The 26073-nt window shown below is 41.1% G+C and carries 23 protein-coding genes; 6 read left to right on the plus strand and 17 right to left on the minus strand.

The features are described from left to right. Positions 1 to 13 precede the first annotated feature (13 nt). From KO473_RS04935 to KO473_RS04950, 4 genes are all read right to left on the minus strand, one after another. Positions 14 to 652, minus strand: coding sequence for a class II aldolase/adducin family protein (locus KO473_RS04935; RefSeq protein ID WP_005779358.1), 639 nt, complete (start codon positions 650 to 652; stop codon positions 14 to 16). Next, positions 649 to 1803: a lactaldehyde reductase gene (fucO, locus tag KO473_RS04940; RefSeq protein WP_005822720.1), complete on the minus strand. Its 1155-nt coding sequence runs from the start codon at positions 1801 to 1803 to the stop codon at positions 649 to 651. Before fucO ends, KO473_RS04935 begins: the two co-directional genes overlap by 4 nt. 18 nt (positions 1804 to 1821) lie before the next feature. Further along, complete coding sequence (gene fucI / locus KO473_RS04945; protein WP_005822718.1) at positions 1822 to 3594, minus strand: L-fucose isomerase; 1773 nt, start codon at positions 3592 to 3594, stop codon at positions 1822 to 1824. Between the two features lie 72 nt (positions 3595 to 3666). Then, positions 3667 to 4647: a GntR family transcriptional regulator gene (locus KO473_RS04950; protein WP_005822716.1), complete on the minus strand. Its 981-nt coding sequence runs from the start codon at positions 4645 to 4647 to the stop codon at positions 3667 to 3669. Positions 4648 to 4874: 227 nt separating this feature from the next. Between KO473_RS04950 and KO473_RS04955 the strand changes: the two genes are divergently transcribed. After that, positions 4875 to 5273: a hypothetical protein gene (locus KO473_RS04955; RefSeq protein WP_005783889.1), complete on the plus strand. Its 399-nt coding sequence runs from the start codon at positions 4875 to 4877 to the stop codon at positions 5271 to 5273. A 197-nt stretch (positions 5274 to 5470) separates the two neighbouring features. On the opposite strand, the gene KO473_RS04960 is transcribed toward KO473_RS04955, so the two are convergent. After that, positions 5471 to 6169 (minus strand): SprT family zinc-dependent metalloprotease, encoded by a 699-nt coding sequence (locus tag KO473_RS04960; protein WP_005822709.1) that lies wholly within the window; start codon positions 6167 to 6169, stop codon positions 5471 to 5473. A 120-nt stretch (positions 6170 to 6289) separates the two neighbouring features. Between KO473_RS04960 and KO473_RS04965 the strand changes: the two genes are divergently transcribed. Then, a complete protein-coding gene (locus KO473_RS04965; RefSeq protein ID WP_005822706.1) occupies positions 6290 to 7024 on the plus strand; it encodes a head GIN domain-containing protein in 735 nt (244 codons plus the stop codon). A gap of 18 nt (positions 7025 to 7042) precedes the next feature. Continuing rightward, positions 7043 to 7822, plus strand: coding sequence for a head GIN domain-containing protein (locus KO473_RS04970; protein ID WP_005822704.1), 780 nt, complete (start codon positions 7043 to 7045; stop codon positions 7820 to 7822). 187 nt (positions 7823 to 8009) lie between these two features. Here the strand turns inward: KO473_RS04970 and KO473_RS04975 are convergent, their stop codons facing one another. From KO473_RS04975 to KO473_RS05020, 10 genes are all read right to left on the minus strand, one after another. Then, positions 8010 to 8486, minus strand: coding sequence for a DUF4252 domain-containing protein (locus KO473_RS04975; RefSeq protein ID WP_032537630.1), 477 nt, complete (start codon positions 8484 to 8486; stop codon positions 8010 to 8012). 4 nt (positions 8487 to 8490) lie between these two features. After that, on the minus strand, positions 8491 to 9000 hold the full coding sequence (locus KO473_RS04980; RefSeq protein ID WP_032537728.1) for a hypothetical protein: 510 nt from the start codon (positions 8998 to 9000) through the stop codon (positions 8491 to 8493). Beyond that, the gene (locus tag KO473_RS04985; RefSeq protein WP_005822698.1) at positions 8990 to 9499 is read right to left on the minus strand and encodes an RNA polymerase sigma factor; all 510 of its coding nucleotides are present in this window, start codon (positions 9497 to 9499) and stop codon (positions 8990 to 8992) included. Before KO473_RS04985 ends, KO473_RS04980 begins: the two co-directional genes overlap by 11 nt. Before the next feature lie 61 nt (positions 9500 to 9560). Next, positions 9561 to 10334 carry an acetylglutamate kinase gene (gene argB, locus KO473_RS04990; RefSeq protein WP_005822695.1) on the minus strand — a complete coding sequence of 258 codons (774 nt, stop codon included), beginning with the start codon at positions 10332 to 10334 and terminating at the stop codon, positions 9561 to 9563. A gap of 133 nt (positions 10335 to 10467) precedes the next feature. After that, positions 10468 to 12360 (minus strand): biosynthetic arginine decarboxylase, encoded by a 1893-nt coding sequence (gene speA, locus KO473_RS04995; RefSeq protein ID WP_005779381.1) that lies wholly within the window; start codon positions 12358 to 12360, stop codon positions 10468 to 10470. Between the two features lie 57 nt (positions 12361 to 12417). Continuing rightward, a complete protein-coding gene (locus tag KO473_RS05000) occupies positions 12418 to 13497 on the minus strand; it encodes a hypothetical protein (RefSeq protein ID WP_122130132.1) in 1080 nt (359 codons plus the stop codon). Between the two features lie 8 nt (positions 13498 to 13505). After that, positions 13506 to 15272 carry an HSP90 family protein gene (locus KO473_RS05005; RefSeq protein ID WP_005779385.1) on the minus strand — a complete coding sequence of 589 codons (1767 nt, stop codon included), beginning with the start codon at positions 15270 to 15272 and terminating at the stop codon, positions 13506 to 13508. 7 nt (positions 15273 to 15279) lie between these two features. Then, positions 15280 to 17778, minus strand: coding sequence for a tetratricopeptide repeat protein (locus KO473_RS05010; protein ID WP_122130131.1), 2499 nt, complete (start codon positions 17776 to 17778; stop codon positions 15280 to 15282). Between the two features lie 147 nt (positions 17779 to 17925). After that, positions 17926 to 18465 carry a shikimate kinase gene (locus KO473_RS05015; protein WP_122130130.1) on the minus strand — a complete coding sequence of 180 codons (540 nt, stop codon included), beginning with the start codon at positions 18463 to 18465 and terminating at the stop codon, positions 17926 to 17928. A gap of 599 nt (positions 18466 to 19064) precedes the next feature. Then, positions 19065 to 19667, minus strand: a complete 603-nt coding sequence (locus KO473_RS05020) for a nitroreductase family protein (protein WP_005779392.1) — start codon at positions 19665 to 19667, stop codon at positions 19065 to 19067. Positions 19668 to 19787: 120 nt separating this feature from the next. Between KO473_RS05020 and KO473_RS05025 the strand changes: the two genes are divergently transcribed. Further along, complete coding sequence (locus KO473_RS05025) at positions 19788 to 20423, plus strand: viroplasmin family protein (RefSeq protein ID WP_005779394.1); 636 nt, start codon at positions 19788 to 19790, stop codon at positions 20421 to 20423. Positions 20424 to 20650: 227 nt separating this feature from the next. Here the strand turns inward: KO473_RS05025 and KO473_RS05030 are convergent, their stop codons facing one another. After that, positions 20651 to 22486, minus strand: a complete 1836-nt coding sequence (locus KO473_RS05030) for an ABC transporter ATP-binding protein (RefSeq protein WP_122130129.1) — start codon at positions 22484 to 22486, stop codon at positions 20651 to 20653. A 225-nt stretch (positions 22487 to 22711) separates the two neighbouring features. Here KO473_RS05030 and KO473_RS05035 point away from each other — a divergent pair, with 225 nt between their 5' ends. Continuing rightward, a complete protein-coding gene (locus KO473_RS05035; RefSeq protein ID WP_005822686.1) occupies positions 22712 to 23710 on the plus strand; it encodes a glycosyltransferase in 999 nt (332 codons plus the stop codon). Between the two features lie 38 nt (positions 23711 to 23748). On the opposite strand, the gene KO473_RS05040 is transcribed toward KO473_RS05035, so the two are convergent. After that, positions 23749 to 24915, minus strand: coding sequence for a glycosyltransferase (locus KO473_RS05040; protein ID WP_032537629.1), 1167 nt, complete (start codon positions 24913 to 24915; stop codon positions 23749 to 23751). A gap of 143 nt (positions 24916 to 25058) precedes the next feature. Here KO473_RS05040 and KO473_RS05045 point away from each other — a divergent pair, with 143 nt between their 5' ends. Next, positions 25059 to 26057: a glycosyltransferase gene (locus tag KO473_RS05045; RefSeq protein ID WP_005822682.1), complete on the plus strand. Its 999-nt coding sequence runs from the start codon at positions 25059 to 25061 to the stop codon at positions 26055 to 26057. The last annotated feature ends 16 nt before the right edge of the window (positions 26058 to 26073 follow it).

Consider the following 26073-nt stretch of genomic DNA (forward strand, 5'->3'; position numbering starts at 1 on the left):
TCGTCATTATTTTCTATTTTGTTTTCTTTCCTAACACATATATTTCCAGATCATCAATCTCTTCCGGTGTCAGAACCGAATAGTCTCCTCCGGATTGAACAATAATCCGGCAAGCCATCTCAAAGAAAGTTGCCCGTTCATACACCTGATCAAAATCTTTGCCACATACCACCTGTCCATGATTGGTCAGCAACACAGAGTTATGTTCTTTCATCGCTTCCACAACAGCCTTAGCCAGTTCAGGCGAACCCGGACGATAGTAAGGAATGACAGGAATCTCTTTACCGACATGACAAGGTATCTCAGCAGTTACATTGAAATTTGATGGTTTGTTTTTCATACAGGAAACAGCTGTAGCATATTCCGATTGAAAATGCAGAACTACATTTACATCCGGACGTTCACGAAGGATTCCCAAATGAAAAGTACTTTCCATAGAAGGTTTTACTCCATTCTGGGGTATACCCGTAGCAATATTGCAAACAGATACTTTTTCTTTCTGCAGGTTCGGTACCCAAGAACCCGTTCCGGAAACAAGTGCTTCTTCACCGATTCTCCATGAAAGGTTACCGCTGCTGCACAACATTAATTTAGCATCGCCATAGCGATGTGCCTGAGCAAGATACTGCTCGATATGTTCATTAGTTATCATAATGCTTTCTTATATAAATCAAGAATAATTTCTTTTGTTACTTCCCGTGGGTTACCCGGCGTACAGACATCAGCAAACGCAGCTGTAGCAAGGCGGTCAAGGTCTCTTTCCTGAATGCCCAAATCGGACAAGTGCTGTGGAATATTGACCCTCAAAGATAGTGCTTTTACAGCATCTACGGCTGCTTTAGCTGCCTCTTCTTTAGCCATACCTGCAGAATACACGTTCATAGCCTTAGCTATCTCTACATATTTGTCAAGAGCAGCCGGAGCATTAAACTCCATAACAATAGGTAATAACAACGCATTGGCTACGCCATGAGGAATATCGAATATAGCTCCCAACGGATGTGCCATACCATGAACGACCCCTAAGCCTACATTCGAAAAAGCCATACCGGCAATGTACTGGGCTACTGCCATACCGTTACGTGCCTCCGCATTTGACGGTTCTTCAACGGCAGTCACCAGATAACGGTTGATCATTTCAATAGCTTTAATTTCGAACATATCGCTCATCTCCCATGCACCTTTGGTTATCAACCCTTCAATAGCGTGTGTCAGTGCATCAAGTCCCGTAGCCGCAGTCAAGCTTTTAGGAAGTGTATACATCAGCTCGGCATCTACTATCGCTATAGCCGGAATATCATTCGGATCCACACAAACCATTTTCTTTTGGTTCTGTTCGTCCGTAATCACGTAGTTGATAGTTACTTCTGCTGCTGTTCCGGCAGTAGTAGGCAAGGCGATGATAGGTACGGATTTCTTCTTGGTATCAGCCACACCTTCTAATGAAACGACATCACTGAATTCCGGATTATTAGTAATAATCCCAATTGCCTTTGCCGTATCCATAGAAGAGCCACCGCCAATCGCCAGGATAAAGTCCGCACCGGATGCCGCAAATGCTTCCACACCGGCTTTTACATTCGATACTGTAGGATTCGGCTTAATTTCACTGAATATCACATAAGGAATCTTAGCAGCATCCAGCACCTTAAGCACTTTGTCCGCCACTCCGAATTTTATCAAATCTTTATCGGTTGCGACAAATGCTTTGTGTAGTCCCAAACGTGAGATTTCCTTAGGGAGCACTTCACGTGCTCCCGGACCGAAGTAAGAAACTTCGTTTAATATAAATCGATTGATCATATTGCGTTCTTCTAAAGGTTACTTATAAATAGGACCATAAGTAGTACAAGCTCTGTAGTCGGCTCCCTCTTTATCCATACCGAAGGCATTCCAGGCCGCCGGACGGAAAATCTGATCATCCTCCACATTGTGCATGCAAACCGGAATACGAAGCATGGAAGCCAGTGTAATCACATCCTGACCAATATGCCCGTAACTGATTGCACCATGGTTAGCTCCCCAATTATTCATCACGGAGTATACATCTTTAAAGGCAGGTTTATCACATAAACGAGGAACAAACCAAGTAGTAGGCCATGTACGGTCCGTACGTTCATCAAGTAATTTATGAATTTCCGGATCAATCTCTACTGTCCAGCCTTCGGCTATCTGCAGCACTGGTCCAAGACCTTTAATCAGGTTCAGTCGCATCATAGTTACGGGCATACCTCCTTTCGAAAGGAAATTAGAAGAGAAACCTCCTCCACGGAAATAATCACGATTGGCGGGATACCAAGTAGTAGCTTCCAGACATTTCTCAACTTCTCCTTCCGTAACCTCCCAACAAGGTTTCATGGTAGGTTCTCCATTGACATCCGTTTGCTGCCCTGTTCCGTCAAGGGTTGTTGCTCCCGAATTAATCAAATGAATAATACCATTAGCAGCCATACCTGTCAGTTCCTTACCCGTAACACGTTTCACAGCCTCCGGACTCCAATAAGTACGTACATCCGAGAAAATCTGTGCACGATTCGTCAACAGATGACCGAACAGCATAGCTACACCATTACAAGCATCATTCTCAGTGGCCACTACATATGCTTCACGAATACCATTCCAGTCGAATGAAGTATTGAGCAATGCTTCCGAGAAATCACCATTCGGATAGAAATCCGTCCATTGACGCTGTCCTTGGAAACCCGCTGCAATGGCATTGTGTCCTAAAGCCTCTTCCTTAAATCCAAGTTCTTTTAGCTTCGGATTACCCTGCATCAAATCGCGCATGATGATAGTCATCTTGACAATGAACTCCCAGTCTTCATCTTTCTGTGCACGTGTCTTTGTTTTTTCAGGCACATTGAAATCATGCCCTTCATTCTTTTTGCAATATTTCTCAGTCCAAGCCATCGCTTTGGCATATTCTTCCTTATCATAAATGCCTTCGGCCATGCGGCGAATTATCTCTGTCAAATCGACCGACTCATTACGCATACCCAAATATTCCTGGAAGAAGTCCGGATTTACAATAGAACCGGCAATACCCATAGAAACACTACCCATAGAAAGATAAGACTTCCCACGCATCGTAGCTACAGCCTGGGCAGCACGGGCAAAACGCAGAATTTTTTCTGCCACATCCGCAGGAATAGAGTTATCATTCAAGTCTTGTACATCGCGACCGTAAATACCAAATGCAGGCAATCCCTTCTGTGCATGCCCTGCCAGCACAGCAGCCAGATACACCGCTCCCGGACGCTCCGTCCCATTGAATCCCCAAACAGCTTTCGGATAATATGGATTCATATCCATTGTCTCAGCCCCATAACACCAGCATGAGGTGACAGTAATAGTAGCCCCTACCCCTTCACGTTCAAACTTTTCTGCACAAGCAGCACTTTCGGCAACACGTCCGATAGTTCCATCTGCAATCACACACTCCACAGGAGTTCCATCGCCATTTCTGAGATTAGAAGTAATCAACTCGGCAACAGCTTTTGCCAGATTCATTGTTTTTTCTTCAAGGCTTTCGCGAACACCGCCCTGGCGTCCATCGATGGTGGGACGAATCCCGATTTTCGGATACTTTTTCATACTATATTATTAAATTCATTAGACAATTTTTCCATGCTGACCTGTGCTGACACACAATTCTGAAAAACTCTTTTATAAAGAAGCTCTCAGCCTGACTTCCGTAGGCAGGTAATCTTGTATGGCTTTTCCCTGCAGAACAAATTCGGCAGCCTTATCACCCATTTTCTCCCAATCTACACTTAATGCAGTTATTCCCTGATCTATCACTTCATAAGCTGGTGTGTCATTATACCCTATTAAGCCAAAATCAACCCCACATTGTAAGCCCTCAATACGACTTTTCTTAATAATACTCACCACGTCTATTTGACGAATCGCTATATATACTTCTCCTTTGCGAACCTGAAGTCCTTCAATATCACTCACTACCTCACAACCCTGATGTTGATCGGCACAGAATTTCTCAAAAAAGTCACGGCTACTCCGGGGATGCATGCTATCATTCACTAACACAAAAACGAGTTTTTGATATTTCTTCAATCGATCTGCCAGTTGAAGTAGCGCATTATAGAATCCTTGATCAAAGTCCTGACAAACATAAGAGAACTCCTCTTTCTCAAATTTACCGAAATCAAGAAGAAGAAGTTTAGATGGATTTATCTTATAAAGATTAGGAGACAGTTTTTCGTTATCGAAGTTCATCACAATATATTTATTGTACCGCCCCAACGATTCACGGATGATGGTATTGAACAAACGTTCATTGTACTGATGAAACAACAAGTCGACTTTATAACGGATAGACAAACGCTTTACAAAACTATTATAAAGCGCATATTTAAAAGGTGAATATTCATCAAGCAAAAGAAGTACATTTTTCAATCTTCCAACCACATAATACCCTTTCCCAGGAGTAGAATCGATAATTCCTCTCTCTTTTAAATCAAGAAAAGCTTTAAATACAGTATCTCGGGAAACCTCATACGCATGGCTAAGTTGATTGATCGAAGGCAGTGAATCTCCCGATTTATATACTCCCATCGAGATATCAAAGCTAATCTTGTCAGCCAATTGCTTTACTTTGGTCGTTTGTTGTCCAAAAGTTATTTTCATACGTATCAATAAAGGTTTTTAATTGCAGATAGCTATGCTGAACTATCACGATGCAAAGAAAGATAATTTATTCTGCACGAACAATGTAAACTGATATGTTATATAACACAAAAGGATTAGAATTCAGAGATCTCGTTATTTTTTTGTAACTTTTATACTTACACAAAAACAAATGAGATACAAAAAGATTTGCTATCTTTACCCCGAATATTAAAGAATATAGTATTATGGCACATCGTCTTAACACTAACAAGCAATTTATGGTAGGAAACGGCATTTTAGCATTTGCCGTCATATTTGTCGTGGTCATCTTTGTATATATGAGTTTAAGATTACAACGAGAAAAAGAAGCTAATCGTCATTTTAGTGAAACATACTCCATTCAGTTGACAAAAGGCTTCGTGGGTGATTCTATTTCACTGTTTGTCAATGACAGCTTGATCATGAATAAACAGATCAAAGAGGAACCTACTGCCATCGAAGTCGGACGCTTCGCAGAGCAAAGTGCACTGATGATTGTAAACAATCAAACTGAAACAGTAGCCGCATTTGACCTAAGTGAGAAAGGAGGCACTTATCGTTTTGAAAAGGATATTGACGGTATCAAACAGCTACCACAAAAATAGAAAGACGTTTTTTCTTCCTTACCGGATAGGGTATATAAAGACTGTAAAGGGAGATATCAAAAGACACTACAGAATTATTCCGATTCGCACAGATGAAAAGCCTAACACCAATTATCAATGCCGGCAATCAATCTGTAACAATCAGTGTAATCTTTGATGGAAAGGATTCTTGCAACACCTGTTTTGTAATTGCAATGTTAAATCTCAGTCTTATATTTTTTCAACTCTTCGCGCAGCTCTAAAGCTTTACCTCCGGTGAAACCATTAAGCAAATCCCAAAAGCGATCACCATGATTCATCTCACAAGTATGGCAAAGTTCGTGTAAAAGAACATAATCTATCAAATGCTTTGGCAATAATACAAGAAAATAAGAGAGATTTATCTTTTTGTGGGAAGAGCAGCTTCCCCATCGTCCACGACTTGAATTTATCTGAACACTTTTGTAAGGCAACCCATACCGCTCTGAAAGCATATACAAACGGGGAGGTAAAATGATTTTTGCATTCCGCCGCAAAGCTTCTTCAATTACTTTGCGGAGCCAGTCCTGTAAATTAGAATCTGTAAAATCGGCCGTCGGGGGACAAATAATCCGCATTTCTCCCAATTCGGAATGAGCCAAGAATTTCTCCCTCTTACCACTGACCAATGATAACTTGAAGTATTCTGTATCGATCCGATAGTTCAGGTCAATCAGAGGACGTATCAACTTCTGCCTGGAATCCAACAATCTGGAACGTAATTTTTCTATCGCCTCCTTTACCTCCTTCATCGTAACTCCCGGAGGTATACTAACATAGATCGCATCAGCTTTTGTACGAAAAACGAGTCTCTTGCCACGCACATTATCGCGTACGATCAGACGTCCTAACTCCTTATCTTCAATAATCTTATCCAATGTTGTTCTTAATTATAAATACAAATAAACGGATTATTTTGCAGAAAAAAGAAAGATAGATGCAACTTTTCCTACTCAACCTACGTCTAAACTGATAGAAACCTCTAAAAACGAAATAAAATGAAAACAATCTTTAAAATGTTGTCGGCATTACTGTTAACAGCAGGGTTATTGAGCAGTTGCGTATATATGGGTGAAGGTATTCAACCCAGTAAGAAACTCATCACGAGAGATTATAAAGTGAAGGAGTTCAACAAAATTGACGCGGGGACCGTAGGTGACATCTATTACACACAATCCGCAGATGGAAAAACAGACGTACAAATCTATGGGCCGGATAACATTGTAGCGTTAATACAGGTGGCTGTAAAAGATAGTACCTTATTGTTAAGCATCGATAAATCGAAAAAGGTACGCAACTTCAAAAAGATGAAGATAACAATTACATCTCCAACTTTAAACAGTATTTCCTTCAAAGGAGTAGGTGATGTACATATTGATAACGGTTTGACTACCGACAACCTCTATGTGGAAAGCAAAGGAGTAGGTGATGTAAAAATTAAATCACTGACCTGCAGTAGTTTAAATGTGCAATCAATGGGTGTAGGAAATGTAAAACTTGAAGGAACAGTTCAGGCAGCTACTCTTCACTCTAAAGGGGTAGGCAATATAGAAGCCGGAAACCTGCAGGCCAATATAGTAGAAGCCAGTTCACAGGGTGTAGGAGATATTACCTGCAACGCAGTGGAATCCATCAATGCAGCTGTACGGGGAGTGGGAAGCATTAAGTATAAAGGTAATCCTACCATAAAATCACTCAATAAAAAAGGAGTGGGAACTATTAAGAATATCTAATACAATAATCACAAGACCATGAAAAAACAATTATTGTCATGCCTTACAATTTCCATGCTGTTATTAATCATTGGGGCCTGTTCACAGACAAAGTACGTAAGTGGAAGTTCAAACTATATCACTAAAGACATAAGAGTCGGTTCTTTCAGCAAAATTAAATCAATGAGTAGTTCGGATATTGTTTATACACAAAAGCAAGGAACTCCCACTGTACAGATTTATGGTCCCGACAACATCGTCCAGTTATTGGAAACCACTGTTGAAGGAAAAACACTGGTGGTTAAATTTAAAAAGAATACCTCCATCCGCAATAGTGGAAAACTGGAAATCAGAGTATCTTCTCCATCATTAAACCATTTATCCATATATGGTTCAGGAAATACAACCTTTACAAATGGGATGAAGAGCAACGACGATTTGGAAATATGCATTTACGGATCGGGGAACATCAATGGAAGCAATTTCTCTTGTACAAGACTGTCAACACATATTTACGGTTCAGGAAACATCAACTTGAAAAGAATTGATGTATCATGCACAGAAGCAAATATTTCAGGCTCGGGAAATGTGTTGCTGAACGGCAAATCGGGCAAAGCCGAGTATCGTATTTCAGGTTCGGGAGATATTAATGCCATAGATTTAAAGACAAAAGATGTTAATGCGCGTATCAGTGGCTCGGGCAGCATAAAATGTCATGCTATTGAAAATCTGACAGGAGGTGTCAGTGGAAGTGGAAGTGTGTCATACAAAGGTAACCCGCAAACAAACTTTTCAAAAAGAGGATTACGAAAACTCTAAATATAAAAACTCTCTCTTAGTTTAACTTCGCTCTATGAAGACGACGTATGATAAACATAAAAGGGCTACTGCATCACGCGGTAGCCCATTTATTTAGTTAGTTTTTTATTGAAATTGAGAGAATTGAAACTTCACAGCCTCAAATCAAAAAGTTGTTTTAATTAAGCACACTAACTATATTATATGTTTAAAGCAAATGAAAATGTCTCTTTATCTGTGCAATAAACTCCGGACTCATATTTCCGGTAAAGTTTATTACAGCAAAATGGTTCTTTTCATGCATCAGCATCACCAGTTCAACAATCGTATCCCTCTTTTTACGAACCATAATCTGACAATTCTCAGATTTATCCTTGAAAGAAAGAAACGATTCAAACCGTCCGGTATTCTTCTCAACCACCTTCAAAGCTGCATCAAAATACTTTTTTCCTTCCACATCGGAAGTAAGCACTTGCATACTTTTGAGGTTAGAGATTATGTCCAATACCTCTTTATCCTTCTCAGCATCGCTCTTCATGATCTCCTCCATCATTTTCGGACTGATCGTAACACAAGTCAGATTAGAATCCGCCTTATGTTCAGCCATAAAACGTGAAGCAAAGTCCTGAGCCGAAACAGCCACAGACAGCAATGCCATCCAGCACATTAAAAGAACGCTCTTCATTATTCTATTCCTTCATCACACGAACCGGTTCGACCTTCACACTGTCTCTTACGACCTGATCCTGCGATTTATTTATACCTTCAGACAACATCATCAACGCAGAAGAAACTTGTTTGTAAGCCACTTCGGGATCATCGTACGTGTCCTTATAAGCATCATAATTATAATCCAAAGCCTCATCGGCAAAGAATGTATGTTGCACTACATTACCCAATGACAAAATTAACGCAATCACAGCGGCAGCCTTAAACAAAGGCATAAACCTTCCAATCATCGTCAGACGTTTTGCTTTTACTACAGGTGCCTCTACCTGAGCCAGAATACGTTCATCAAAGTCTTTTCCCAGCCCTGCCTCCTGTTGAACAGTCTGATAAACAAACAGTTCTTTGTAACGGAGCAAATGAGCAGGCACCTCTTCCTCCGAAAAGAAAGAGCGCAATTCCGATTCTTCTTCCAGAGAAGTCTCAGATTGCCAGTATCGCTCTAAAAGCTGTTCTATATACTTATAATCCATATTCATCAATCTCTAAATACCTTTGTTTTACCTTTTGTCTTGCTCTGAAAAGATTCACTTTTACCTGTTCCTCTGTCAGATTCAAGATTTTTGCTATTTCTTTATAGCTCTCTCCTTCTATATCCCTCAACTGCATAATGAGCCGTTGCTTCTCAGGAAGTTCGTTAATCAGACGATGGATAATCGACATCCGTTCATTATTAATCAACTGATCATAAGGCCCGGATGCCTCGGATTCTTCCTCCATTTCCGGTGTGAGTTCCACATTTTGAGCTTCTTTCTTTTGGCTTCGGTCTATGGCCAGATTCTTCGCCACAGTCAGGCAGTAAGCCTCAATAGATCCGAACTGTGTCCACTCTTCACGTTTATTCCACACTCTAATCATCGTATCCTGAACAACATCCTCTGCTTCGGCCCTGTCGAAGGTGATTCGGAGTGCCAAACGAAAGAGTTTATCTTTCAATGGCAATATGTCGTCTCGGAAGCTGATTTCTTGCATCTCTATTAAGTTGACGGGTGAGTGGGTGAAAAGTTACAGATGTATTCCTCTTTTTTTTGAATTATTTTTTTATCCGGGTTCCTCCACCTTTGTGAATGGCTGACGCTAAGGTTATTATCACCTCAGACACACCTGCATTTATTGCTTCAAAAGAATTCTCAAGTTTCGGTATCATGCCTCCCTGAATAACGCCTTCGGCAATATATCGTTCAAACTCGGCACGGTTGATCTGAGAAATGACACTCTCATCATCGTTTTCATCACGAAGAACCCCCTTCTTCTCAAAGCAGTAAACCAAGGTCACATCAAAAATGGCAGAAAGAGCTTTAGCTGTCTCTCCGGCAATGGTATCTGCATTCGTATTCAACATATTCCCTTGCCCGTCATGTGTCAACGGTGCCATCACCGGAACCACTCCTTTATGAATCAAATCAGAAAGCAATGTGGCATCTACCTTCTCTACATCTCCGACAAATCCATAATCGACCTCTTTTACGGGGCGCTTCACCGAACGGATTACATTCATATCCGCTCCGGTCAGCCCCAAGGCGTTGACCCCACGGGCTTGCAATCCGGCTACAATATTCTTGTTTACCAACCCACCATAGACCATCGTCACAACCTTCAGTGTCTCCGCATCGGTTATACGGCGTCCATTGACCATTTTACTGTCAATCCCCAGTAAGGCAGCTATCTTTGTAGCCGAACGTCCCCCTCCATGAACAAGTACCTTATGCCCTTCAATGGCAGCAAAATCATCCAGTAACTGCTTCAATGTAGCTTCTTCTTCTACGATTTTGCCACCAACTTTAATGACTGTCAGTTTTTCCTTCATATTCTTTCTATTTACAAATTACGATTTATACTCCATCAGGTTACAAGCCACGAGCTACAAGAAACGAGACTGATATCATGTGCAGTATTCGTAACTTGTAGCTCGTCATTTATAAAATGATAGTTCTTTTTATTTATTCAAGGTATGTGTATCCGTACAAGCCCGAACGATAATTGGAAAGGAACTCTTTTCCTTCTTCTACAGAAATCTTCCCTTCTTTTACAGATTTTGTTACCCATGTTTCAAGAGTACGAACCAGCTTTTTCGGGTTATATTGCACGTAATCGAGCACTTCTGCGACCGTTTCCCCGTCAATAATCTGTTCGATATTATACCCCTTCTCATTGACAGAAACATGCACCGCATTCGTGTCTCCAAACAGATTATGCATATCTCCCAGAATTTCCTGATAAGCCCCTACCAAAAAGACCGCTACATAGTAAGGCTCTTTCTGCTTCAGGCTATGTACCGGCATATAATGTGCTACATTCCGGGTAGAGATAAAATTGGCTATCTTTCCATCGGAATCACAGGTAATGTCCTGCAAGGTAGCCGAGCGGTCCGGTTTTTCATCCAAACGCTGGATGGGCATAATCGGAAATATCTGGTCGATCGCCCAAGAATCCGGAAGCGACTGAAAAAGTGAGAAGTTACAGAAATATTTATCAGCCAACAATTTAGACAATCCGCGGAATTCATCGGGAGCATGTTTCAGTCCACCGGCAATTTGATTGATTTCACGAGTAATAGACCAGTAAAGACGTTCTATCTGAGCACGTGTCTTCAGGTCTACGATACCATGGCTGAACAGATCGAGTGCCTCTTCACGTATCTGCTGGGCATCATGCCATGCTTCAAGCATCTTGTTCTGATTCAATGTATCCCAAATGCCATAAAGTTCCTGTACCAGTTCATGCGCATCCGGAGCAATCTCCTCTTCATCATCCCATTCCGGCAAAGTAGCCGTCTCAAGTACCTCAAAAATCAAGACAGAGTGGTGTGCAGTCAGAGCCCTGCCACTCTCAGTGATAATATTGGGATGGGGAATACCGTTTTTGTCACTGGCATCCACTAACGTGGAAATAGAGTCGTTGACATACTCCTGAATAGAGTAATTGACACTACTTTCACTACTTGACGAACGGGTGCCGTCATAATCAACTCCAAGACCACCGCCAATATCAACAAATTCCACTTTGAAACCCATCGCATGGAGCTGCACATAGAACTGAGAAGCTTCACGCAATGCTGTCTTGATACGGCGTATCTTTGTCACCTGACTTCCGATATGGAAGTGTATCAGTTTCAGACAATCCTTCATGCCTTTACTTTCCAGAAAGTCAAGTGCCTCAAGCAACTCACTGGAAGTCAGTCCGAACTTACTGGCATCCCCTCCTGACTCTTCCCACTTTCCGCTTCCTGAAGAAGCCAATTTGATACGGATACCAATATTAGGCTGTACGTTCAGCTGCTTTGCCATGCGGGCAATCAGCTTCAACTCATTCATCTTTTCAACTACCAGAAAGATACGTTTACCCATCTTCTGTGCCAGCAAAGCAAGCTCAATATAGCTTTCGTCTTTATAGCCGTTGCAGATAATAAGAGAGTCAGAATCCGTATTGACAGCAATCACTGCATGCAGTTCGGGCTTGGAACCGGCTTCAAGGCCCAAATTAAATTTCTTGCCATGGCTGATAATTTCTTCAACAACCGGGCGCATCTGATTCACTTTAATCGGATAGATGATAAAATTCTGGGCTTTGTATCCATACTCTTCGGATGCCTGTTTAAAACAATAGGCAGTCTTTTCAATACGGTTGTCCAGAATATCCGGAAAACGCACCAGCATAGGAGCCGCCACATCACGCAACTGCAACTCGTCGACCAATTCTTTCAAATCGACGGCTACGCCATCTTTTCGCGGTGTAACAACAACATGACCTTTGTCATTAATACCAAAGTATGAAGTCCCCCAACCTGTGATGTTGTAAAGTTCTTCAGAATCTTCAATACGCCACTTTCTCATTTTTCTGTTATTCAGTTGTTTTTAATAAATAATTGGACGGCAAAAATACGTATTAATCTACAGGTTGCCAATTAAATTGATATTAAATAATCGTTCCTGATATCCGCTATTTCCGTTACGCGCATCATACAAGCCTGCCAATTCATCCGCTTGTCTATAAAAATAATTACGTAGCGCAGCCACAGAATATACTCCGTCAACCCGGTAAAGTGGAAAATCCTCCGGTAAAGCCAGACTGACCTCTTCACGCTGCTCGTAGTTTAGAGCCTCCACCATATCACACGAGAAACGGTATCTTTTCTGCATATTAGTATTCAGACTCCATGGGATACAACGTTCTACATACTCCCAGCCTCTGTCCGGATCAGTCATAAAATAATAGGCAATGAATAGTCCAAGATAAAGAAGCAGATATTCATCTTTTTCTCTTCCCGCCAAAGCTTCTTCGGCCCGTGCACGCATATCCGCCGCTATCTCCGGCTTCCCGGCTTTATAAGCATAATATGCCAATTTCAGATAAGCTCTCAGATTGGCTTCGTAACAAGAAATTTGCTTGGAAATTAAAGGTTGCGCACGATTATAGGCCTCTTCAAACTGTCCAGTTTCAAGATAATAATCCAACATGAAGTTCAGCTCACAAGCTTCACAAGTCAGGTCATCCATCTTTTCCGCCAGCATCTTATCTATGTAATCTTTGGCTTTCGTATATTCCCTCATTTTAGTGTATTCCACAGACAACCGGTGATAATATGTACGCAATGAATAACCATTGCGCAAAATACGGGTTTTATAATCTTCACCTACCGCTTCCACCTGCTCCATCGGTATACTGGGAAGATCAAAGGTACAAGACCATATCCATTTGTATTTCCATAAGATATCATCCTCATTAATCAAATCCTTATGGTTTTCATAGTTGTCCAGGATTTTAGAGAACACCGCGATCTCTTCAGCATCTTCCGAGAGGAGATTCAATTCATAGATAAGGTCCAGCCTCATCTCTACAGCCCATTGTATATCTTCATTCTCATCTGCAATGCGAACAGCCTCTTTCAGTAGATTGGCTTTCTCACGGGGATGCAGGTTATCATTTTGTGCCTGCAACAGTAGCTTTTGTATCTCAAGTGTGTATTTCATACTTTTGTTTAATTGAGGAAGTTTATAAAATCATTCATTTTAGTAGTCATCAGTTCAGAAAGAGAGTGATTGAAAAGTTCCATTTCCTCACTGTTTACAGGATATTTGCCTTGTAACAGCGATTGTACATAAAGAATGCACACTACATGCTGAAACAGTTTATTGTCTCCTTGAATTTGCAGTAATGTCTGTACCATCTCGTTATCGGCATTGAAAGTCAATGTAGGCGGTAAGCGTTTTTTAGCATTTACCGAACCCAGTACTGCTGCCAACGGATTATTGGCGACTTTGCTGTTCTCTTCTTTCTCTTCGGCCACAAATATAACCGGAGTATCCACCGGTGTAAAATGTTTCAAGCGGCAGATACAGCCAAAACGTTTCAACAGCTCACTGGCTTTTGCCTCAAAGGCCCGGTGTTCTTTGTTACCTTCCACTTCAGCAAACTGCTCCAACAGACGAGCGGGTGAGATCTCCTCCAAAGTCAGTTCCTGATTAAGACGGGCATACTTCTTTAACAGCGTTTCATCAAATGTATAGGCAGCATTGATCACCAACCGGCCTTGTGCACCGGCTATTCTCCGTACTTGCCTGAAGTCTTCCAGATTACGTGTATAGCCAATGGTATTCCCCGCCGAACGGATGCTCCCGAAACTTCGTATTCCCCTGTTCGTTTCAAAGGGCAAGTAATCCATAAACAAACGTAGCAGTTCATTATCTTCCGAAGCTATGGCTTTAATATGGAAATGATGGACATCCAGTATTTTGTCAAACACCGATCGATTGTTCTGCACCAATCCTCGAAGATACTCCTTAATAGCAACCCCGATCTCTTTGCGGGCATCTTTCAATAAATCATTGCTGACAAACGACTCGCGCGACGCAGTAGAAAGAAGCCCGTCGGCATTTACCAGACATCGAATGAAGAATGCCCATGAGGGCAAAAGGTTACAATCATCTTCACTCAACAACATCCGCTTCAAATACACCTTATGCGAGTTACGTACAGAAAATTGTGTACGATAAGGCAATACGTAGAGTACGCCTTCTACCCGCCCGCTCTCTGTACGGATACGAAAGACATCAAGAGCAGATGACTGAAAAACTTTCGTCCCATAGTCCAATAACTCTTTTCGGGTAGCTTTCGGATTCAGCCAGACCGGTGACGGGGTATTAACCAGTTCTTCTTCCTCTCCACGATGCAGATAAATCGGGTAAGGCAACACCTCTCCATAACTGATCAGTATTTTCTTGAACACTTCATACTCAAACAAATGAGTCCACTCACTTTTGGGGCACAACACGACCCTTGAACCTATCGCCCACTCTTCTTCGGGAAAAGTGGTCTGATAAGTGCCATCCACCTTTCCACACCAGCAGACGGGGCTTCCTCCCATTGCCGACCGGCTCTCTACCCTAATTTCATTGGTCACCACGAAACAAGACAGCAAGCCTATGCCGAACCGACCGATAAAATCGTCTGCATCGGGGGTATCTCTCTTCGAGCTTTCACCAATAACCGTAAGAAAACGATGGACTTCCTCTTCTTTCAAGCCGATCCCATTGTCCTGAAAGACCACCGAACCGTCCTCTTTCAGAAAAACATCAATACGCCCGGCATAACTTTCGTCGATATTATGAAGTGCGGTAATAGCATCTACACAATTCTGCAACAATTCTCTGACAAAAGTATTCGGGTTACTATAAATATGTTCTGATAACAGGGCAATCATCCCCTTTAGATTGACCTGAAACAGATTATTACCTTCTTTTTCCATTCTGTTTTTAACGTTGTCTTCTTCCTGTAATCTTCAAGGCTTTCTCATTTCCATTCTCAGCAGCCTTCTCAAACCACTCCATGGCAATCTCATCATTTTCCTCTACTCCGTTTCCCATCAGATAAGCATTACCCAATTCGAACTGTGCTTTATCACTGTTATGCTCCGCAGCCTTCATCAGCCATTGAATACCGGTTTCCGCATCGGGCACACAACCTTCACCGTACATCAGCATTTTGCCTAAATAATAGTAAGAAGCCACATTCTCATTTCCGGCAGCATCATTAAACCAACGGTAGGCTTCTGCATAATTCTGTTTTACACCGACTCCATTGTAATAACACAATCCGGTGCGGTACATACTCATGACATTTCCACTGTCCGCAGCTAACGTGTAATATTTAAACGCCTCGGTTTCATTGTCCTCCACCCCGATTCCCATCTCGTAGCAGATTCCCAGCCCTTCGTTATAACATTCTGCCTCAGCAGCTTTTTTAAAATAGTTGAAAGCCTTCTCCGATTCATTTAGTTTGTCATAGTCATAGAGATAATACTCACCCATGCGCAGCATAGCTAAGGGAATATCATTGGCGACCGCCTTCTCATACCACTCCACAGCCTGTTTATTATCTTCCGGACAAGCGCCATAACCAAAGAAATAGTAATCTCCCATCTTAAACTGAGCGTATCCATAATCCTGTTCGGCCGCTTTGGTCATATATTCAACTGCCTGATGCGGATTCTCTTCTACCCCACTGCCATATTCATAAGCCAGCCCTAACTCCGTAAGGCAACGCGGTTCGTTGTTCTCCGCCCCTTTAGCAAACCATTCCAGAGCCTTATCCGGATTCTCTTCCGTACCAATCCCATTCTTATAGCAACGTCCGAGAGCAAAGATTGCATCTCCGTCTCCCCTTCCGGCCGCCTTTTCATACCAAGCGAATGCCTCTACGGGGTGTGGTTCGCCGATGATTCCTCTGTCCAAATAAAGACCTACACGATACATCGCATAAGGGTACTCCTCCTCAGCGGCTTTCTGAAACAATTCGAAAGCTTTCCCATAATTCTGTTCTACCACATCTCCATTTTCATATAAGAATCCTAACTCTACCAATGCAAAGCATGAACCTAACCCCGCAGCCTTTTCATAATAGGCTTTTGACTTCTCAGCATCCGTAACACCGGCGTATCCGTTAGCCAGATAAAGAGCCGCCCGGGAGTATCCGTCAGCATTATTCATAGATGCCGCCTTCTCATAATACTCCATAGCCTTCAGGTAATCCGGATCTTCGGAAAGTAATCCACGTTCATACATCCAACCGATACGGTAGGCCGCATTACCGGACCCCAATTCAATAGCTTTCTCCAGCAACTGCCGTGCACGTTGGATATCTTCTTCCACCAATTCACCGTTAAAGTAAATATTAGCAAGAGTCTCAAAAGCCTCTACATAATTATCGTCAATGCAACGCTGCAGGCACATCAAACCACGTTCTACATTTTTATACTCATCATTATAAAGGTAAATCAGAGCTAATTCATAAGCGCAATACGATTCGCAGTAAAGCATTCCCTTCTCCAACCATTCAATGGCTTTAGGCATGTCAAGCCACTCTTCTTCCTGATAATTATACCCCAGGAAATTGGCTGCAGACCATACACCGGCATGCCAGGCTTTCTCCCATAACTCAAACGCCAACTCTTTCTTTTTACCAAGTTCCGGATAACGGAAATAGAGCGTAGCCAGATTCTTGAGAGAATATAAATTAGGAACAAGTTCAAGAGACTTCTCATAGCATGCTGCCTCTTCGGCCACATTTCCTTCTTCTACGTCCAGTGCATCGCCCATAGCGGCATAAACATGAGCACGCAGACGGTGTCCTTCAGGGAGTTCACCAAGCAGTTCTTTCCGCATAAGCAAAGCTTTCTCTTTACTACCGGTGTGTTGTTCGGCATAGGCCCGGTAGTATTTTCCCCATAACACAGCCTCGGGTGAAGACAGAGCCTCAAAGCGGCGCTCTCCTTCCGCTTTATCCTGTTCACAATAGAAGCCCATATAACGCCAATAGGCAACGGTTGCCTCAGCTTCCGGACTTCCCATAGCTGCCGCCTTCTCATAATAAGGAAATAAGAGACTGATATCACGTGTCCCATAACGGGCTTCTGAATATTGCGCACCTTTCTGCGACCAACCGGCACCGTTAAATACAGCTACACGATCGCATATACTTATCACCTTCTCCCACCAATAAGCATACTCTTCTTCATTAAGATCCACCTCTACATTGCAATCGTATGCACTGAATATCAGCTCAAAAAAGTCAGCTGTAAGCGTTTCATCTTCCTGTGTATCCAATGCGTACTCACATACAGCAAGTGCTTCCCACCAGTTGTCGGCATTCAGCAATGTAGCAGGTGTAAACTGAGGGAACCATGCGGCGGCAGGTTTCCCGGATGCCCGGACTTGACGGGATAAGGCTTCAAATTTCTCTTTTAAAGTTTCCATAATTGTCTGATCGTTTTATTTGGGTTGTAAGATACCGGAAGGCACAAAACCTCACAGCGACTGCAAGATAGTAATATTGGTCGACTGAACAAAAAATAGAGAAGAAAAAGAATGATTGCCGAATCAGAAAATAAGTTTTCTTAGAGTTTAGCTTACTATGTGCAAATCCAGAAGTTTGCGCAATTGTTGCACGGAAGTTTCAATCTGCTTGCGATCCTCCAATTCGTCAGCACAGAAAATATATTTAGCCTGACGATAAAAAGATGAACGTTTTTCAAGCGCCTGTATTATAAAATCAAACAGTTCGTCATCTTCCTTTCCTTGCAGTATGGGGCGCTGCTGCTTGGCAACCCGTAACCGACGAAACAGCACTTTGGGGTCTACATCCAAAAAAACAGTAGTACCAACCCGGTTCATATACTCCATGTTGTCGAAAAAGCAAGGCGCTCCTCCCCCTGTAGAGATTACCACATCTTCAAATTCACCAACCTCATGTAACATGCTCTTTTCAAGTTCCCTAAAGCCGGACTCTCCCCGCTCGGTAAATAATTCTCCGACCGCCTTGTGAAAACGTTCTTCAATATACCAGTCCAGATCGATAAATGGGACATGTAGTTCTCGTGCGAGAGCTTTTCCTAACGTAGTTTTCCCGGCCCCCATATAGCCGGTCAGAAATATACGAATCATAAGCAAACGGCATTTTGATGCAAAGATAGATATTTATTAATAGAACAACCAATAACCCGGATGGTAACTTTGCGCATGCAAGCATGAAAATAAAGACAATCCTATACGTACCCCTCATACAAGAAATGCATTTCGATCTTCCATCTTCCACCTTTCGGAACATTAGCAGGTGGCTATCAATAAATTAAAGAGGTGGAAGATCGCATTTTCAAGGCATTTATCTTCCACCTCTATCTTCCATCTTCCACCCTCTTTTTTTAGGTAAAACTCGGAATATTCCACTGATTCCCAATAGCATACCATTAGTTCCCTATCTATATTCGCCTATTATACCATTTTATTTTCCTTAATACCTCTTCTGTTTATGCTTCTTTCTTTATCCCAGCCCGGGTGCGCAGGCCCATGAGCCCGCATACCTGTGCCCATGAGCCCGGGTATGCGGGCCCATGGGCACAGCTACCCGGGCCGGGATAAGGACACTGTTCTTCTTCATAACAAACTTAATCATAACACATTGCAGACAAAGCCATGTAACGCTACTCAGTAAGTTCTTACCAAAAATAAAACGATATTAATCCTTCCGGTTAAATGAATATACCTTATTTAAAGACCTTCACTCTGGAATCCAGATCTTTAAAATCCTTATCACCCGGTCCTTGCACAGGAAGTCCAAACGGCATTTCGGCAATCAAGTGCCACTCTTCCGGTAGGTGCCAGGTATGACGCACTTCTTCGTCAATTAGTGGATTATAATGTTGCAGGGAAGCCCCGAAACCGGCATCTTCCAACATTGTCCAAACCGCCAACTGATGCATCGCAGACGTTTGCAACGACCACCCCGGAAAATTATCTTTATAACTACTGAAAGCATTCTGGAGTCCCTTCACAACCGACTGGTCTTCAAAGAATAAAACAGTTCCATAACCACTGGCAAAAGAATTATCAATTTTAGCTTCAGTCGTTTTAAAAACTTCCGGTGGAACAATCTTTCGCAATGTTTCTTTTACAATATGCCATAGTTTCTTGTGATTCTCACCCAACAACAGCACTACACGAGTGGACTGAGAGTTAAATGCAGAGGGCACATGGGTTACAGCAAGATTGACAATCCGCTCTATCTCCTCATCAGAAACCGGAGACTGATTTGTTATCGAATAATAGGTCCTTCTATGTTTGAGGGCCTCTTCGAAGGATTTTTTCATAAAAATACTCCTTTCTTTTTTACATTGGTTCTTTGAAATTAAAACAACCTATAAACGAAAGTTGTTCGGTAATAGAATATATTCGTACCTTTACTGCCCAATAAGCTGAAAACACCAAGTATGGCCAAACAAAAATATTACGTTGTATGGGATGGAGTAACTCCCGGCATTTATACATCCTGGACCGAATGTCAGCTGCAGGTGAAAGGATATGATAGTGCCAAATATAAATCTTTCGATAACCGGGAGGAAGCAGAACGTGCTTTTGCTTCATCACCTTATGCTTATATCGGCAAGAATGCTAAGAAGAAAACAGCTGATTCCCCTACCCCCCCAGACACACTCCCGGCAGCGGTCATTGAAAACAGCCTTGCAGTAGACGCAGCATGCAGTGGTAATCCTGGACCTATGGAGTACCGTGGCGTTCACGTCGCAAGCCGACAAGAGATTTTTCATTTCGGCCCGATGAAGGGGACTAACAATATTGGCGAATTTCTGGCATTGGTACATGGACTCGCTTTACTGAAACAGAAAGGATTCGACATGCCTATCTATAGCGATAGCGCAAATGCAATCAGCTGGGTAAAACAAAAAAAATGCAAGACAAAACTTCCCCGGACCGCTGAAACAGAAAAATTGTTCGGATTGATAGAACGTGCAGAAAAATGGCTTAAAGAAAATAAATATTCCACCCCAATATTGAAGTGGGAAACCAAGCAATGGGGAGAAATCCCGGCAGACTTCGGAAGGAAATAAGGATTGTATCGTATCACCCCCAATAACGAATAAATCCCGAAAGGAATACTACCGAAAAAATTTCTTTCAAACATGATAACGTTCAACCGCCTCAAAGATTCTTTCTTCTGATATCGAATTAGCCTATAACCTCGGTAGGGCAAATCCACCTTGCCCTACCCGCCTTAGTAAAAAAGTTATTATCAAAAAGCAGATGAGTGAGGGAGTTCACTATCTCTCTGCCATGCTTACAACGACTGCATGTCATTCAGTCGTTTATAATAACCGTTCTTAGCCAATAATTCTTCGTGTTTTCCACGTTCTACTATTTCTCCTTCATATAGTACACATATTTCATCTGCGTTCTTGATGGTAGAGAGACGGTGGGCAATAGCAATGGTGGTACGTGTTTTCATTAAACGCTCCAATGCCTCCTGTACCAACCGTTCCGACTCAGTGTCTAAAGCAGAAGTAGCCTCGTCAAGAATCAAAATCGGAGGATTCTTCAAGATAGCCCGTGCTATACTGATACGCTGACGCTGGCCTCCGGAAAGTTTACTGCCTCGGTCACCTATATTCGTATGATAGCCGTCTTCTTTCTCCATGATAAAATCGTGAGCATTGGCAATCTTGGCAGCCTCAATCACTTGCTCCATCGTAGCATTTTCTACACCAAAAGCTATATTATTAAAGAAAGTATCGTTAAACAAGATGGCTTCCTGATTGACATTCCCGATCAGGCTGCGCAAGTCGGAGATGCGAACGTCTTTAATGCTGACTCCGTCAATAGTAATCGCTCCTTCCTGTACATCGTGATAACGGGGCAACAAATCTACCAATGTAGATTTCCCTGAACCGGACTGTCCAACCAAAGCAACGGTCTTACCTTTAGGTATAGTGAGGTTAATATGTTGAAGCACTTCTTTCTTTCCATCATAGCTGAAAGAAATATCCCTAAATTCTACTTTCTCTTTTAACCCATTCAGCGGCTTCGGTTCAGGAATCTCCACAATCTTATTTTCCGCTTTCAGAATCTTATCCACACGCTCCATCGAAGCCAAACCTTTAGGAATATTATACCCGGCTTTTGAAAATTCCTTCAAAGGATTGATTACGCTATAAAGGATGGTCAGATATACCATAAAAGTAGAAGCATCAATAGAAGAATGACTGCTCAAAATCAGTGAACCGCCAAACCAAAGCACAATTACAATCATGGTCGTACCTAAAAACTCACTCATCGGATGGGCTAATGCCTGACGGGTCGCCACTTTATTGGTTGCCTCCCGAAACTCGTTACTGCATTTCAGGAAACGATTCATCATCTTATTTTCAGCAATGAAAGCCTTAATGATACGAAGTCCTCCTAATGTTTCTTCCAGTTGCGACATCGTATCGCTCCACTTTGCCTGAGCTTCAAGGGATTGACGTTTCAGTTTTTTGCCTACCGTACCCATCACCCATCCCATCAATGGTACAACCAATAAAGTGAAAAGGGTTAGTTGCCAACTTATTATAAGCAGCGTAGTAAAATAAGCGATTATCAAGATCGGATTCTTTACCAACATATCCAATGAACTGGTAACCGAGTTCTCTATTTCTCCCACGTCCCCGCTCATACGGGCTATGATATCTCCTTTTCGCTCCTCCGAGAAGAATCCAAGTGGCAAACGAATCACTTTATCATAGACCATCACTCGAATATCCCGTACCACACCGGTACGCAAAGGAATCATCACGGCTGACGAAGCGAAATAGCAGAATGTTTTAAAGAAAGTCATTACCACTAAAAAGAGTCCTAACAACATCAGAGTAAAAGAAGCGCCGTTGATCTGGATCATATCCGAAACATAATAATAGAAATTATTTATCAGAAGGTCCTTTGTACTAATTGAAGCAGTATCCCATGGGATAAACTCATATACATCTTTATCAACCTTAAATAATATCTGTAGAATGGGGGCTATCAAAGAAAAAGAAAATATATTCAGAATGGCCGAGAATAAATTCAGTATCAACGCCCATATTACATACTTCTTGTAAGGCGGTACAAAACGCCGCATAAGTTGAAAAAATTCCTTCATTACTTACTATTAAATGATTAAGTTGCAAAGATAACAGAAAATATTCAGCAAGTTACTATTCAGAGAGTAGAAAGTCAGTGGTGAATTAAGTAGATATCTCTTTTAATACTGCAAAAACAACCACGCATCCCATAAAGCTATCAAATATATATTCAGAAAAACAAAAACAATATGTTATCTTTGCAACGTACAAAGACAATAGCATATTACTAAACCTAAATAAAAATGGAAAAATCGGGAACACTCCCCCTTATCAGCATTATTGTGCCTGTATACAATGTAGAGGCATATCTACATCAATGCCTGCAATCAATTTTGGATCAGACATATACTAACCTGGAGATTATTATTGTAGATGATGGTTCCACAGACCATTCACCTGCTATTTGTGACCATTTTGCAGCCTTAGACGCTCGTGTGAAAGTGATACACAAAAAAAATGGTGGACAAAGTGCTGCCCGCAATATCGGTTTAGACACAGCATCCGGAGAATATATCGGTTTTGTGGATAGTGATGATTGGATTGATAACGATATGTATGAGACACTTTATAATCTAATCAGTCAATACGGAGCAGATATATCTGCCTGCACACATTATCTGGAATATGAGGATGGCAGACCAACTGTCTACAGATCGAAAGAGGAAATAATGACTTTCAACCATGCAGATGTTATGAAAACATTGTTTGAAGATAAGATTATAAAAAATTATGTCGTAGAAAAATTATATAAACGTGACCTATTTACCGGATTATATTTCCCTATTGGACAAGTTTTTGAGGACATATCCCTAAGTTATAAGATATTTGATAGATCCAACAAAACAGTATTAAAATACAAACCTAAATATCACTACAGAATTCGTTTGGGAAGCACTACTAATTCTTCGTTCAGCCCTCTCAAAGGAATACAATATGTGCAAGCCATACACGAACAATACCAATTCATGAAAAAACGTCAACTAATCAATGACAAACCTGTAATGATTATAAAAAAAAGCATCCACTTAATCAATCACACGATTATACTACCCTCCTCAACACTCAACAATGAGGTCATTGACAAAACATTAGAGATTATGCACCAATATGATTATCTAAAACCACAAGATATCGGAGTGTCAAGAACCATCAAACGATATTTCATTTATCATCATTTCAGAATATATAAAATAGGAATGACACTTTATCGCAAACTGATTCCCAAGAAGAGAAAAGTTTAAACTTATATTCTCCTAAAAAGGTATTCATACAAAAGAGATTATAACAATGATTCGAACAAACCGAGCCATTTTTGTCCGACAATTTCAGGAGAGTACTCTTTTGACTTCAAAATCACGTTATTTCGCATCTTTTGTAACTTTTCCGAATCCATCAACAGAGACAATAACATCTCAGCATATTTATGTAAACTAAAAGAAGGTACAAGGCACCCATTAACGCCTGAAGGCGACAAAATCTGGCGTATCCCGGCTACACAATCAAAAGCTACAGGTACGACACCATTCGCCTGAGCCTCCGTCAAACATAGTGGCCATCCCTCAAAAGCTGAAGTCAAACATAATACAGAAGCATCACGATAGAAATCATCGACATGATCGCTATGTCCCGCAAAACGTATTCGTTGAAGTTTCATCTTTTGACTTTTTGCTTGAAGTAGAGGAAGTTCTTTTCCACCTCCTACTAAAATCAATTCCCAAGCCGGTACTTTTTTATATATCATTCCCCAAATATCCAACAAACGGTCAACCCGCTTATCATAATAACTCATACGCCCAACAAAGAGAATCTGCTTTTTCTTATTCAAATTAACATTCGGACATTGTCTCTCAGAATTATATATAACATGTACTTTCTGCTCATCAAGTGATACTCCCATTTTATTAAGCAGTATTTGTTTATATTCCTCACACAAAACAGTAAAAGCATCAACTTGATCATAAACAAACTTATATTGATTAATAAAAAAAGAGTCATATTTCTTTAACCATACTATCTTTGGATAAGTTAATAACCCCCATTCCAACATTTTAAAGAAAGAACCACGCGCTCTACCCCTTCTCCTATGTAGACGGGCTGTTATTTCCCAGAAAGGAATGCTGTGACAAGCAAAGATCAATTTACTATCAACTTTACTTTTAATAAAATCCAACCTGCTTAAAAGACAAATAGGCAGAATAAAGATATCAATTTTCAACGAGTTGAGAGTATGAATGATAAAGTCAGCATTCTCCTGACTGTCAACATCGCCTCCACCTTGAAACTCAATAACCTTAATATTGGAATAACTTCCACTGTTAATCTGATGTGTAATAACATATGTTTCATAGCCATATTGAGCTACAAAATCGGCAATATCCATTGTAACTCTTTCAGCTCCTCCAGCAGGAAACTCACTATGAAAAAATAAAATTCTTCTCTTTATCATATACAAAAGTATGTATAGGCAAGACAACAAACGGATTACATTTACATTTTTTAGGTTAAAAGAGCACATATGTACTACTATTATACTATATTTGCATCCATATATGTAAAAACTATCCTAGACTTAACTAAATAAACTACTTAATGATGAAAAAAATCGATGAGTCTCCATTAATAAGTATTATTATTCCGGTATATAATGTAGCCCCCTTTTTAAGCCAATGCATTCAATCGGTCTTAGACCAGACATATACTCACTTAGAAGTAATCATCGTTGATGACGGCTCGACAGATGAGTCCCCTGCTATTTGTGATAAGTTTGCTAAATTGGATACAAGAATCAAAGTCATACACAAAAAGAACGGAGGATTAAGTGACGCTCGTAATGCGGGTCTTGACATTGCATCCGGTGATTTTATAGGTTTTGTGGATAGTGATGATTGGATTGAAAATGATATGTACGAAACGCTTTATAATCTTCTAAATAAGTATCAGGCGGACATATCTGCCTGTGCACACTATATAGAATATGGAACCAAGACAAAAGCTGTTTTTGAATCTAAAGAGATAATCACATTTAACCACAAAGATGCCATGATGGCTCTCATCAAAGATAAGATTATACGAAACTATGTTTGGGAAAAGTTATATAAACGGGAACTATTCAATAACCTCCGCTTTCCTGTAGGAAAAAGTTTTGAAGATGCTGCTCTCAGTTACAAGATATTTTATAGAGCTAACAAAACCGTATTGATACAAGCACCTAAATATCATTATAGGATCCGTTCAGGCAGTCTCACAAATACAACATTTAATCCAATAAAAGAGTTTCAGTTAGTTCAGGCCCTGCACGATCAATACCAATTTGTCAAACAGCAACAAGCTATATCGGAAAAGCCATTAAAACTACTAAAAAAAGCATTCCACTTAATCAATCATATCATCATCATGAGGCCTTCCCCCCTTAATGACCAAATAATTGCAGCTACAATGGAGATTTGTCACCATTATGACTATCTCAGTCTGAAAGACATCGGATTATCAAAAGCGATCAGACGATACTGCATATATAATCATTTCAAGCTATATACAATTGGAATGATTATGTACCGGAAAATTGTACAAAAAAGACGCAACAGATAGCAAATGCTTTGATCAA

It is taken from the genome of Bacteroides sp. HF-4919 (genome assembly GCF_018860125.1).

Coding starts and splice junctions, on each gene's coding strand:
- KO473_RS04935 (WP_005779358.1), bottom strand. CDS start 652: ATGATAACTAATGAACATATCGAGCAGTATCTTGCTCAGGCACATCGC.
- fucO (WP_005822720.1), bottom strand. CDS start 1,803: ATGATCAATCGATTTATATTAAACGAAGTTTCTTACTTCGGTCCGGGA.
- fucI (WP_005822718.1), bottom strand. CDS start 3,594: ATGAAAAAGTATCCGAAAATCGGGATTCGTCCCACCATCGATGGACGC.
- KO473_RS04950 (WP_005822716.1), bottom strand. CDS start 4,647: ATGAAAATAACTTTTGGACAACAAACGACCAAAGTAAAGCAATTGGCT.
- KO473_RS04955 (WP_005783889.1), top strand. CDS start 4,875: ATGGCACATCGTCTTAACACTAACAAGCAATTTATGGTAGGAAACGGC.
- KO473_RS04965 (WP_005822706.1), top strand. CDS start 6,290: ATGAAAACAATCTTTAAAATGTTGTCGGCATTACTGTTAACAGCAGGG.
- KO473_RS04970 (WP_005822704.1), top strand. CDS start 7,043: ATGAAAAAACAATTATTGTCATGCCTTACAATTTCCATGCTGTTATTA.
- KO473_RS04975 (WP_032537630.1), bottom strand. CDS start 8,486: ATGAAGAGCGTTCTTTTAATGTGCTGGATGGCATTGCTGTCTGTGGCT.
- KO473_RS04980 (WP_032537728.1), bottom strand. CDS start 9,000: ATGGATTATAAGTATATAGAACAGCTTTTAGAGCGATACTGGCAATCT.
- KO473_RS04985 (WP_005822698.1), bottom strand. CDS start 9,499: ATGCAAGAAATCAGCTTCCGAGACGACATATTGCCATTGAAAGATAAA.
- argB (WP_005822695.1), bottom strand. CDS start 10,334: ATGAAGGAAAAACTGACAGTCATTAAAGTTGGTGGCAAAATCGTAGAA.
- speA (WP_005779381.1), bottom strand. CDS start 12,360: ATGAGAAAGTGGCGTATTGAAGATTCTGAAGAACTTTACAACATCACA.
- KO473_RS05000 (WP_122130132.1), bottom strand. CDS start 13,497: ATGAAATACACACTTGAGATACAAAAGCTACTGTTGCAGGCACAAAAT.
- KO473_RS05005 (WP_005779385.1), bottom strand. CDS start 15,272: ATGGAAAAAGAAGGTAATAATCTGTTTCAGGTCAATCTAAAGGGGATG.
- KO473_RS05010 (WP_122130131.1), bottom strand. CDS start 17,778: ATGGAAACTTTAAAAGAGAAATTTGAAGCCTTATCCCGTCAAGTCCGG.
- KO473_RS05015 (WP_122130130.1), bottom strand. CDS start 18,465: ATGATTCGTATATTTCTGACCGGCTATATGGGGGCCGGGAAAACTACG.
- KO473_RS05020 (WP_005779392.1), bottom strand. CDS start 19,667: ATGAAAAAATCCTTCGAAGAGGCCCTCAAACATAGAAGGACCTATTAT.
- KO473_RS05025 (WP_005779394.1), top strand. CDS start 19,788: ATGGCCAAACAAAAATATTACGTTGTATGGGATGGAGTAACTCCCGGC.
- KO473_RS05030 (WP_122130129.1), bottom strand. CDS start 22,486: ATGAAGGAATTTTTTCAACTTATGCGGCGTTTTGTACCGCCTTACAAG.
- KO473_RS05035 (WP_005822686.1), top strand. CDS start 22,712: ATGGAAAAATCGGGAACACTCCCCCTTATCAGCATTATTGTGCCTGTA.
- KO473_RS05040 (WP_032537629.1), bottom strand. CDS start 24,915: ATGATAAAGAGAAGAATTTTATTTTTTCATAGTGAGTTTCCTGCTGGA.
- KO473_RS05045 (WP_005822682.1), top strand. CDS start 25,059: ATGATGAAAAAAATCGATGAGTCTCCATTAATAAGTATTATTATTCCG.